The organism is Carboxylicivirga marina (assembly GCF_016612505.1).
In the GTDB taxonomy this organism is placed as follows: Bacteria; Bacteroidota; Bacteroidia; order Bacteroidales; family Marinilabiliaceae; genus Carboxylicivirga; species Carboxylicivirga marina.
The window spans coordinates 69,849-81,985 of the sequence record NZ_JAENRR010000019.1 but is presented as its reverse complement, the minus strand read 5'-3'; the positions used below and the strand labels follow the sequence as shown (position 1 = coordinate 81,985).

General features: G+C 38.5%; 11 protein-coding genes. 8 read left to right on the top strand and 3 right to left on the bottom strand.

Going from position 1 to position 12,137, the window contains the following annotated elements; translation table 11 throughout:
• The coding region (locus JIV24_RS10010) for a hypothetical protein (RefSeq protein WP_200464894.1) at nucleotides 1–1,430 on the bottom strand (1,430 nt) is incomplete at its 3' end.
• A 776-nt stretch (nucleotides 1,431–2,206) separates the two neighbouring features.
• Between JIV24_RS10010 and JIV24_RS10005 the strand changes: the two genes are divergently transcribed.
• The 6 genes from JIV24_RS10005 to pruA all read left to right on the top strand — a co-directional run bounded on the left by JIV24_RS10005 (nucleotide 2,207) and on the right by pruA (nucleotide 9,054).
• Nucleotides 2,207–2,758, top strand: a complete 552-nt coding sequence (locus JIV24_RS10005) for a DUF6261 family protein (protein WP_200464893.1) — start codon at nucleotides 2,207–2,209, stop codon at nucleotides 2,756–2,758.
• Between the two features lie 182 nt (nucleotides 2,759–2,940).
• Entirely contained in the window at nucleotides 2,941–3,744 is an 804-nt protein-coding gene (locus JIV24_RS10000; RefSeq protein ID WP_200464892.1) for a hypothetical protein, read from the top strand.
• Between the two features lie 180 nt (nucleotides 3,745–3,924).
• On the top strand, nucleotides 3,925–4,122 hold the full coding sequence (locus JIV24_RS09995) for a hypothetical protein (protein ID WP_200464891.1): 198 nt from the start codon (nucleotides 3,925–3,927) through the stop codon (nucleotides 4,120–4,122).
• Nucleotides 4,123–4,305: 183 nt separating this feature from the next.
• Nucleotides 4,306–4,932 (top strand): class I SAM-dependent methyltransferase, encoded by a 627-nt coding sequence (locus JIV24_RS09990; protein WP_200464890.1) that lies wholly within the window; start codon nucleotides 4,306–4,308, stop codon nucleotides 4,930–4,932.
• Between the two features lie 160 nt (nucleotides 4,933–5,092).
• A complete protein-coding gene (locus tag JIV24_RS09985; protein WP_200464889.1) occupies nucleotides 5,093–7,264 on the top strand; it encodes a T9SS type A sorting domain-containing protein in 2,172 nt (723 codons plus the stop codon).
• A 161-nt stretch (nucleotides 7,265–7,425) separates the two neighbouring features.
• On the top strand, nucleotides 7,426–9,054 hold the full coding sequence (pruA, locus tag JIV24_RS09980) for an L-glutamate gamma-semialdehyde dehydrogenase (protein ID WP_200464888.1): 1,629 nt from the start codon (nucleotides 7,426–7,428) through the stop codon (nucleotides 9,052–9,054).
• A gap of 103 nt (nucleotides 9,055–9,157) precedes the next feature.
• On the opposite strand, the gene JIV24_RS09975 is transcribed toward pruA, so the two are convergent.
• Nucleotides 9,158–9,922: a lipopolysaccharide kinase InaA family protein gene (locus JIV24_RS09975; protein WP_200464887.1), complete on the bottom strand. Its 765-nt coding sequence runs from the start codon at nucleotides 9,920–9,922 to the stop codon at nucleotides 9,158–9,160.
• Nucleotides 9,923–10,108: 186 nt separating this feature from the next.
• Between JIV24_RS09975 and JIV24_RS09970 the strand changes: the two genes are divergently transcribed.
• Nucleotides 10,109–10,417: an FtsB family cell division protein gene (locus JIV24_RS09970; protein WP_200464886.1), complete on the top strand. Its 309-nt coding sequence runs from the start codon at nucleotides 10,109–10,111 to the stop codon at nucleotides 10,415–10,417.
• Nucleotides 10,418–10,522: 105 nt separating this feature from the next.
• The gene (locus JIV24_RS09965; RefSeq protein WP_200464885.1) at nucleotides 10,523–10,846 is read left to right on the top strand and encodes a hypothetical protein; all 324 of its coding nucleotides are present in this window, start codon (nucleotides 10,523–10,525) and stop codon (nucleotides 10,844–10,846) included.
• Between the two features lie 6 nt (nucleotides 10,847–10,852).
• On the opposite strand, the gene JIV24_RS09960 is transcribed toward JIV24_RS09965, so the two are convergent.
• The gene (locus JIV24_RS09960; RefSeq protein WP_200464884.1) at nucleotides 10,853–12,100 is read right to left on the bottom strand and encodes a glycosyltransferase; all 1,248 of its coding nucleotides are present in this window, start codon (nucleotides 12,098–12,100) and stop codon (nucleotides 10,853–10,855) included.
• Nucleotides 12,101–12,137: the final 37 nt, after the last annotated feature.

The following is a 12,137-nucleotide window of genomic DNA, read 5'->3' as shown; positions in this document are numbered from 1 at the left end:
AAATCCTGAATATGACAACTCTCCACGGTAATAGTCATGGCAGAACCACCATTTAATTGTGCCAAATTCAGATTATACCCTGTCATTGCAACATTGCGGAATGTAAGGTGTTCATCCCTGGTAATGGAAGCGCTTAATACATGCCCTTTAAATTGACAACGCTCAAAGCGCACATGATTACTCTCATTCTGAATCAACACACTGTTGGTCCCATTGCTACGAAGCACTCCCATATCCTCAAACGAGATATAATCAGAACCGGTTAGTGCCAAAGTAAAATCATTGCTCGGATTACTGGTGCTGTAATGCAATTGAACCAAACTACTGTCCCGACTCTCTCCACGGAAAGTAATCGTATTGACTTCACTGCTACCACTGATTTCATACAACTTAATCTGCTCATCGTAAACACCATCGCGTACCTCGAAAATAACCGGACAAGCCACACCTGCATTATTCAATGCAGTAGCTACTTCGGTAAAATTTTCAAAGTCGGGCGATGCACCTCCAACGGTATAGGTACCGCACAGTGCCGTGTACAATGTTTTATTTAAGGTGTCGTTTAAGGCATAACCATCGTCTTCTCCATTGGGGTTGTTTTGCCATATTTTAAATACAGTTTTCTTCCCTGATTCAAACGAATAATTCCCAATAGTAATGTTTTTTTCAGTTGTACCAGAACTAAGAGAACCTGTCCAATTATAGGAAGGTTGACTTATTCCATTAACTGACCATTCGATGGTCGTATTGTTTATTGTATTGGCTCCAAAGTTGGCTAAGGTCACTTCTATAGGGTGCGTACCGGCAGCAAAAGGCATAATCGGCGCATCAAGCGTGGTAATTCCAGCATCGGTTGGCAAAGGGGTGTATATACTAATGTTATCTACGGCCCACATACCAAGGCTGTCGCCCTGCCAGTAGAAACGTATTTTGGCATTGGATATGCTCCCCGCATAAGCCGATATATCCAGAATTTCTTTTTCCGAATTAGCAGTTGTGTCAGTGTAAGTTTTAGCAATCTGCCATTTATCACCATCATACACTTCGACGGTTCCATTGGCATTGTTCGCTCCAACAAAATAATGGTCGAAGGATAATAAAATCTCGGCACTAATGGTGGCATCAAAAAATGGACTTTCCAAAATAACCTCTTCGGGCTCCTCATCTGCCGAGTAATTGGCGGCATCAAAAATGGCCATTTTACCAATAACCGGGTAGTTAACAGTCCGGCTTCCTGGATTATCGAACTGCCACAAATCGCTTGCTACACCTGCCGCCGTTGTGTTGGACCAGCCCTCGGGTGGTGTTGTACCATTGGCCGACGAAAAATCTTCGTTAAGTATGTAAGTCTGTGAAGATAGGCTATTAACAGCCAAAAGGAGTAGTAAAACTAAAACGTAGTTTTTAGTCATTGATAAGGGGTAATTCATTATTGCTCAATTATTTTTATCCAAAGCAAATACGTCTTTACATAAGAAAAAGTTTCTTAACTTTTGACGAAGCCATGAAAAACCATACTAAAGGGTTGTTTGAAGAGGGTGAAAACCCCGATAGTAATAAATGATATACCTATGGTCTTTTAATCTGCCACTTCGGAAAATTGCCATGAAGCATTATAAGTTCCTCCCCACCTCGTGGCACTCATACTTCAAAAAGCAGGAGAATACAAAACACTGTCCCTTACTAGACTATGGGCGTAATAGTCAATTTATTTGTTAATCTGAATCACCAACTATCCACTGATTCTTAACTGCAATCGCGATCGTAATTTTCAAAGTTTCGACAAGGCTCACTTTGAAAAATAATTTATGTACGTCAAGCGTTGAGCTCCTCAGACAAACTCTTTTATGAACAGGAGACCAATTACATAGAGTACAATTATCATACAGAAGCAAGAATAAATGTTATTGTTAACAAGAAGCCTTCTCCAATGATCACCATCACAATTAACCAGAAACGAAGAAACAAATGAAATCTTATACTTTTTCACCAAGTCTTACACTGTCTTCGCAACAACTAGCTAGCAACCAAATAGCTGTCTCGCTATAATGCCATTATTAACCTATACTTTACTCAAATTTAACTCACATTAAACTCAATCCCATTCGAATTTAATATGAGTTTAGTATGTATTTAGTATGACTTTACTATGAGTTTAATCCTTTGTTGACTATAAGCAGGTAGGAATCTGTCACTTTGCAGCATTATGCGCCACATAATAGAATCAGAATTAGCTGATATGGATGCCGTAACCGACAATGAAGTAAGCCTATTGCATGGCCTAACAAAAGGTTATACCTGCCACCCGGACACAACAAGAGCTAATGCAGCCAAAATGCTTTTTAATATGATTGATAAGTATGGGCTGGAGGTAAAGAAAAAAAGTTATCGCGAAGAATACCCGCTTCTGGGTTCCATGTTGACCGAAAGTAAAACGGAACCTTACCCGGCTTACATCGCCCAACTAAATGGTTGCGCCGAGCGTTTTAACCGATTAGAGACGGCTGTTAACCATTTTAACACCAAGCAAAATGCTTACCTGTCGGTGAAAGACGATGAGAGAAACCTCGCCTCGGCCACCGATATTAAAAAGCAGCTTATTAGCTTTATTAACGAAGAACTGATTGCCTACCTGAATGTGATGCAAAAGGTACAACCCGATGTGTATGGCGAACTGGTACAGTTTGTGGCCAACCGAATCGACGAGAGTAATAAGGCAAGGCGCCAGCGACGCAATAAAGTAGATGTAAACGAGTAAGTATTATTAACCAGAGATTAGTTGTAGCCCTGCACTTTGTGTGGGGCTTTTTTAATTAGAATAGTTCAAGAATAATTCCATATAGGTATGTATAATTGCACTCATTTTTTTCTACATTTGAAATAACTTGCATTACAGGCCATTAAGAAGTTAGGGGCAATAATAAATTAAATACACAAATTATGCATTGGATCATTTGCTTATTTTTAATTACCCCATTCATAGGTTATGAATGCTTTTCCCAGTCTATAAAAGAAAAGGGAAGTATCAATGGATACTTTGATCATGTTGTTGTTACTATGCCTACTAAAACATTTGATTCATTGTCACTGTATTTGAAGGGTGCCATTCCTAATTCTACCCGAATTGCTCAAGATAACTCAAAAGTATTTATTTTACCAAGATTAAAAATGCCTTATGTGGAAATATGGAATTCTGGTATAATTTATAATGCAGGAAATCAAATTGCACTTGGAAGTACTGATGATAACGCCATAGAGAAAGCCAAAGCTCATTATATGCAAGGTGGATTCGATTATGGAGATGGGCTATTTATTGTTGGTCGCGAGTTAGCTGCTGGTCATCCCTATGGTGGAAATTTTTTTGTGTCATATGGAAACCTTAACACGCAGAACCAAGCAGATTCAATAGAAATCCTTAGGCTAAAAGAGATAAAAACAATTATCCCAAAAACCAGAGAATATATTCAAGAGGATTATGAATTTTTTAATATTGAAATTGAAAAACAGGATTCCACATTCTCTTCAATTGATAAGTATGACACTAAAGTTTATACCAAAATTATAAAAGGCACACCCGAAAAAATCCTATTGGGAAAAATTGGACATGTTTCTTTCCGCTTCGAATTAACAGAAGCCAAATTTAATGAGTATAAAGAGATTTTAGTTGACGATAAACTAAAAATTATCTTTGACGGCAAAGAACTAATAATAATTCTTTTAGAAGAAGAATATATTAAGTGGTAGAATGAATTACTGGCCATAATCGAGTAGGCTGCCGATAGACCATTAGCCTATCGGAGAACCTCTCACACCACCCAGCGTACGGATCTCGTACTGGGCGGTTCGTTAAGTCATCAGGAAGAGCGAGTCACTTCTTTTGGCGTAATCCTTTATCTTACGCATCACTTCTTTAAACAAAAACCATTGAAAAAGAAAAAAATATACAAAGACAAAAAAGGTCGTGAATACGTCAAGGAAGCCTATTTTGTAGGCGGCAAACAGAAATTCAGACGAATATTTGTAATAGATAGTATACCTGCTGATAAGTATTACGAACAAAATGCCACGGACATTGACCATGTTATCAATGAAGAATATTGGCTAATCAAGGGGGAGAACTGATTTCATTATTAAAACATGTATTCAAGCAATCAACCATGAGCTATCTCCATGCTAACGTACAAACCCCTGCTGCCGCGCGAATCACTTCGCGTGGTATAATGCATAATTACACAATACAATGCTAACTTTGAATATTATTGCATACATATAGTCTCAACTCTCATATTATTAAATAGCTGAGTTATGCATCAAATGGACCACATCTATAAGAATATTCCATTGAATAAGATTCCCTGGAATATGGAACGGCCGCCTAAAGCTTTGCTTGATTTAGTAGCCAATAAAAATATAGTCCCTTGCAAAACAATTGATTTGGGTTGTGGCCTTGGTCATTATGCCCATTACCTGGCTAATTGTGGATTTGATGTTACCGGCATAGATATTTCTACAGAAGCCATTAAGTTAGCCCAAGAACGCTCTAAACAAGAAGGCATTAAAGCCGCATTCCGGACAGCTGATATGATTGGTGATTTAAATGAAATAAAGGAAACCTTTGACTTTGCCTACGACTGGGAAGTACTTCACCATATATTTCCCAATCATCGTCAACAATACATTAAAAATGTACACCAACTGCTTAATCCGAAGGGTAAATACCTGTCGGTTTGCTTTAGCATTAAAGACCAACAGTTTGGAGGACAGGGAAAATACAGAGACACAAAGCTGGGTACAACCTTGTATTTCTCTTCCGAAAACGAATTGAAAACACTCTTCGAAGCTTATTTCATCATAAAGGAATTAAAGACAATCGAGATCGAAGGTAAAATGGGAAACCATTTAGCGGTGTATTGTTTAATGACAAGAAAATAAATTCACCTTTTTACACCAGACGGTAAGCGGTTAAAAATGCAATCCACTTGTTCTAGCTCTTGCGCTTGGGCAAAAAAACTTATAATTTGATAATGTGACTGGTCGATTAATCATGACAAGTCCTTCTTGCCGGTTAATAAGCATATCAAAACCATTCGTTATGAAGCGACATTTCTTTCTGAGTATTTTCATTGTTTTTACCGTTCTTTCAAATGCACAAACAAACCTCTATGTTAATCCCGATGCGCCGGACAACGAATCAGCTGATGGCACACTGGTAAATCCGTATAATGATATAGCAGCAACGGTACAATTAGTGGCCAATGCAGGAGGTGGAAATGTCATCATCATCGATGGAGAATACGACCTGACCGGTAGAAAAGTTCTTATTACTACCGCAGCTACAGCCTCTGGCTCTGTCACCATTAAACCACAAAGCAGTTTTGGTGTTAAAATCATCTCCCGCGATCAATATGGTTGTTTTGATTTCGACACCTCCTCTCGTCATATTACACTGGAAGGAATAGAATTGTACGGCATGACGGACCAGATTGACTACTGGACCATTGTGGCACGAGCGTTCTGGGGCGATGAAACCATTCCTCGAAATGGAGGTCTGGCCATTATTTTAGACGGACAGTATATTACCATTAAAGACAACTATATACACGACTGGTTCCAAAAGGCAGTCGAAATACGTGATGGTCGTTATGTTGTGGTTGAAGGAAATATTATACACGACATTGCCACCTCTTCATTAACCGGAGGCCATGGTATTATGCGCCAACAAAAAGGAATCGAATTTTTTGATGATGACACACCCGGTGTTTATCGTTGGGATATTCGCGAGAACATGCTCTTTAACGTTGAACAACGCATTTATTCCTGGATACAGACAAAAGGATTTATTGAAATGGTTATTGACGAAGGAAAATCAATACTGATAGACGATCCTAAAGATACAGATGGAATACAGGAGCATATGAGTGCCCGAATAACAAATAATGTGGTGGCATTTGGTTCCATTGATCATATTCGTTTAAAAAGCACACCAAATTTAGAAGTGAGCCATAACAATGTATATGCTGACATTTCAGGTGCCGATGGTATTTCTGACCGAACGGGTGATACTGAAACGGCTCAATTTACAAATTTCAAATGCCTTAATAATGCTGTTCAATCCTTAAGCGATGCCTTTGCCATAGAGATCGATAACGCCATTGACCAAACTATCAACGCCGGTGGTATTCCAGAGGTTTCAGGTAATTATACAATGACAGGCAAACTAAAACCATCAAATGCAACAGGCATAACACCATTGAATGAAGAACAGCTGTTTATTGACCCCGCTGGTGGAAACTTCAGGTTAAATCCTGCACTTAATCTGCCTGCCTCAGCAGGTGTAAGTTCGCTAGTTTTAGATGCTCTGGATTTAAAAAATGCCAGTTATGGAGTGACATTTGAGCGTGAAGGGTTTGAAATTGATCATTTGAAACTTTCACAAACAATTTTTGATAACATACCAGGTTTAAATGATGGAATAACGGACAATGAAACAGTTTTTGCTGATTATGGAACCATGTCTCCAGACTATCATACTATCACCTTCGATGTTGTTGATGGCGACTGGAAGACTGATACAGGTTCACCTGACACACAAGAATTTAGACTTAATGAGGTATATCGCACATGGTATGAAACGGTAGCTACTACCCATCTTAATAATAGTGGCACCCAATATGAACGAATTCGCTGGGGCAATAGCGAGGTAATGCAAAATCAGGCTTTTGATCCAGATTGGTTATTGGTTAGTCAAATCACTGCAGAGTCTAATACAATAATAAATGGTCATGGCAATAATTTCATTTTAGACGGCGACATCTTAATTGACTTTGAAAATGTCACTCCTCAGGATGGGGAATATTTTGATCTGATACAGGCGGGTATTATTACGACAAACAATTCAGGAAGCTTATTTGACAGAGTGCTTTTTGAAGGCTTCACGCCAGCAAACTACACCTTGGAGATCATTAACATAGAAGGCAGACAGGCGCTTAGATTAAATATTATCTCCTCAACGTCAATCGAAGAAAATTCTCCAATTAAACAAAAGTTAAAAATCATTCCTAATCCGGCAAAGCACCAGTTTGAACTGCATAGCACTAAAGCATTAAAAAACATTCAACTCTATAATATTGCAGGAAAAGAAGTCACTAAAGACATTGTTATTAAACCAGATAATTATGCTTATCTCATCAATGTAACATTACTAAAATCGGGTATATATATCTTACAAGCTGATAATACATGCATTAAGCTAATCATTAATTGATGTTAGGGATAAAATATTATTCAAATTCACATCAAACCCTGACATTTTTCATGTACATCGGCTTTTTTATTTCATAGATTTGTTTCACTCAGATGATTTGGAGTAATATCCATTAACAAAAGTCAAGTGTGACTAATAACAACCAAAAAAAATAAAAATCTATGCCAAAAGGAATTTTCAATGTACCGCCGGCTGTCAATGAGCCAATTAAAAGCTACGCACCGGGTTCACCTGAGCGTGCCGAGTTAAAGGACATGTTGAATAAGCTACGTTCTGAAGAATTAGACATCCCAATGTTTATTGGTGGTGAAGAAATCAGAACAGGTAACAAAAAGCGTATTCACCCGCCTCACGAAATCGCTCATACATTAGGTCATTACCACCAGGGTGATGAAACGCATGTACACATGGCTATCGACGCTGCTTTAAAAGCGCGCCAGCAGTGGGTTAACCTAAGCTGGGAGCACCGTGCATCAATCTTCTTAAAAGCAGCAGATCTTTTAGCTGGTCCTTACCGTCAGTTAATTAATGCTGCTACGATGTTAGGTCAGTCGAAAAACGCTTTCCAGGCAGAAATTGATTCAGCTTGTGAGTTAGCAGATTTCTTCCGTTTCAATGTTCAGTACATGACTGAAATCTATGCTGGTCAGCCTGAGTCGGCTCCTGGCATCTGGGATCGTGTAGAGTATCGTCCGTTAGAAGGTTTCGTATTTGCCTTAACACCATTTAACTTTACCTCTATCGCCGGTAACCTACAAACAGCTCCTGCTATGATGGGTAATGTGACTGTTTGGAAACCATCTAAAACAGCTGTTTACTCAGCTTATTTCTTGATGAAGCTATTCAAAGAAGCTGGTGTACCTGATGGTGTTATCAACTTAGTTTATGCTTCAGGTCCTGTGGCTGCTAAAGAGATTTTCTCTCACCCTGATTTCGCTGGTTTCCACTTTACGGGTTCTACTGGTGTATTCCAGAGTACTTGGAAGGCTATTGGTGACAACATCGAAAAATATAAGACTTACCCACGTATCGTTGGTGAAACAGGTGGTAAAGATTACATCATGGCTCATAAGTCGTGTGATAATAAAGCGGTTGCTACTGCTATTGTTCGTGGTGCTTTCGAATACCAGGGACAGAAGTGTTCTGCTGCCTCTCGCGCCTACATACCGGCTGGTTCATGGGACGAGATTCTTGGCTATGTCAAAGAGCAGATGAAAGAAGTGAAGATGGGTCCTCCTGAGGATTTCAGCAACTTTGTAAATGCTGTAATCGACGAGACTTCATTTGACATTTTAGCAGGTGCTATTGATGAGGCAAAAGCAAGCAACGAAGCTGAAATCGTTGTTGGTGGTGGTCACGATAAGTCGGTTGGGTATTTTATTGAGCCTACTATCATCGTCACTACAAACCCAATGTACCGCACAATGGAAGAAGAGTTATTTGGCCCTGTATTAACTATTTATGTATACGACGATAACAAATTTGAGGAAACAATGGATATCCTTGATAAGACATCAATGTATGCATTAACGGGTGCTATTTTCGCTCAGGATCGTTATATCATTGAGCAGGCTACAAAGCGCTTGGTTGATACTGCTGGTAACTTCTACATCAACGACAAACCAACAGGTGCTGTTGTAGGTCAGCAGCCATTTGGTGGTTCTCGTGGTTCGGGTACAAACGATAAGGCTGGTTCAGCCATTAACTTAATGCGTTGGGTAAGCCCACGTACCATTAAGGAAAACTTTGTTCCGCCTTATGACTTTAAATACCCATTCTTAGCAGAATAGATCAATCGATAATTAGGTCGATAGACCATTAGATATTCGAAAGGCTTCACAAATGTGAAGCCTTTCTTTTTTTGACTTAAGTTATCTTAAATCTTGTCATATACTAGAGGATGGTTTTAAGAGCATGCAGAAAGCGTTTGGTATATCGGCGACGTAGGCGTCCAATATATTTCACAAAAAGAAGTTCATAAATCGTTTCTTCTTCGTTAGTATTTTTAAAGTTCGCGTAATATTTGGCTAGTTCAGCCAGGTAAATGGGGTTAGAACTTATCTGTTGTAAATTATGCAAACCTCTATGGTATTGAATGACTTTTGAAAACTTTATTCGGTTCAGGTCAACCAGTGAATATTGAAAGTGGCGTTCTCCAAGCTGCTTGATTAACACATTGGAGCCATTAAAATCTTTATGCCAAATACCCTGTGGGTGCAATCCGTTGATCATGAAATTAACAAAGCCGCGAACAATTAATGCCTTGTCATTTACTTCACTATTCAACACCTCAGATAAGGTGTAATCAACATGTTCAAAACGGCATATGTAGTACGAATGCTTTAAGAAATGCCAGCGATTGTAAATTTCCATAAAGGCAATCGGTTCAGGCGTATTAATGTTATTCACCAGCAACTGTTGGGCGATTTCATATGAACGCTGTGCTTTAGACTTTCGAATGTATGAATACATTAGGTGATTAAAAGCGGTTGCTTTATAAAATTTCTTTATACAGTAATCAACACCATCGTACTCAATACGCTTGATTTGATTTCGAGCATCTTTGATCCATTCACCATTATTAAGAAAATTATTGTCGATTTGTTCGATAACAGCCCGTAATTCTTCGTGCTTTTTATTTATTAAAATTTTAATCATCTGTTAGGTTTTAACTGTGGGTAGAAACTTAATTCATAGGATATTAAAATTGCTAATTATGTGTATGCACAATAGAAATTGAATCCTCAATTTACAAAAGCATAGGTCAAATGGCAATTAAAAATCAGTCATGCTGATAAGCTAGTTAATTGATAAAACCTTACATTTGTACAAATTTAGATATCAATGAACTGGTCAAATTTCAAGAAATACGTTAAACCACTTATTAGCAATAAGTATTTTTTGGCGACAATCGCCTTTATTGTGTGGATAACTATTTTTGATCAGAACAGTTTAATCGATCGTTACCGTTTGTCAAATCGCATTTCGCAGCTTGAAAAACAAAAACAGCATTACATTGATGAGATTGAGCAGAACAACCGTAAAATGGAAGAACTGCAAAGTAACCTTGATAATCTTGAGAAATTTGCTCGCGAAGAGTATCTGATGAAGAAAAAAAACGAAGTGATTTTTGTAGTTGAAGAAGAGGACTGATTTGATGTTGGATTTATGATGTGCAGATGTTTGATTGATATGACACAAACCTGGAACTCAAACGCGTAAGCAAACTACTGACGACTATCTAATAACGTAATTACAATGAAGATTTATAAGCTTTTAAGTATTGTCTACTACATTGGTATGGCATTGGTTTTTATTGGTGTATTAATGCACATTAGCGACTTAGTTTCTGGTGCCTGGGTATTTGGAGCCGGTTCGCTTATTATGATTGGTATCCGTGGGTACAACCGAATGATCGGACGAATTGAAAACCGACGTGTTTTTACCATTTTATTATATAGTTCATTGATGCTTCTACCTGCCACATGGGCCATGCTAAGCTATCGTAAATATTGGATCATATTTATCGCCTTAACAGCTCTATTAGACACCTACGCCAGTTTTCGAAGAATAAAGAAATAACAGAGATTAGCTTTTCTCAAGTTGGCGGTATGCCAATAAGAGCTCTTTGGTATCGAACACATCTAATGCTTGCTCGTACTTCATTTCGTACAAGTTGATGGCCGCATCAAACACATTCATTTTTTCAAGAAAATGCGTGTGCGTGTAGTTAAGGTACTTGACAACCCTAAATGCATTAAAAACTTCGTAAAAACGCTTCTGAAACACCTCTAGCGAACTGCAGTTGTCTTTTACAGCTTGCAGTGCCGGGAAGAAGTCGGAGTTAACCAAATAGCTTCTAATTCGCCCACTAAGCTGATGTGTGAAGCTTTCAATACCTTCATCAGTCATTTGATACAATTCATCCTTTATCGCAATAAATTCTTTTAGATCGATAAAGGCCTGTAAATTGTAGGTTTGATATTCCTCTTTAGATTCAAGCATCGCACTAATAGACGGCCCTGTTCCGAAAGGCACACGATCAGATGGTCGAGATGATGGATAGACACAGGTATTATTCACTTCTTCGAACTTGTCGGATGGTATGACCTTTTGTAAAAAATAGAAGTCTTCTCCCGCCTGTTTACGCGGCATCCCTCCTGCTTTTATATAAGCCTCGGCTGTTACGGTAAAACACGAGCCCACTGTATGAAAAGCATGTGGAAAGGCGGCATAGCGTAAAGCCTGAATATAATAGCGTAAATGCAATTCATATTCGGCAATGGCATCGTAAACTTCTGAATGAAAATTACCAGCCAAAGGGTGTTCAAAATAGACATTGCATCCTGACAAGCATTTCTTAGAATAGCATTCATTTAAAGCTGAAAAATAATTGTCACTCACGGTACAATCTGCATCCAGTGAAACAATAATGCCATCGTATTTTTCCTGGGTAACATATGAAAAAGCCGCATAATCCATTCCTGTTTTGCGGGCATGCCCCACCCCGGCATGTTTCTTAGCCACCGAATAATCTTTTAGTATGGTCAAGTCAAAACCAGTGCTCTCGAAAACAGTCCTATGTTCTTCTACCCTATCCAGCAATGCTACTTGCCGCTGAATTATCTGTTCGCTGGCCAATTCTGAATAATTAAATACCAGAATCAATTCGACAGATGAACCTGAGAATGTAGCAGCTTTTTGCACACTCTCCAACATCTTAAAAAGATCATCTTCTTCAAGATAAACAGGTACAACCACTTTGAAATCACTTGAGATAATCTCTCCTGATAGTGCTTGGTGTTGCTTAAAGTATTTGATATATAACTTATCCATATGAACTAAAAAAGGCAGAAATCTTACGACTTCTGCC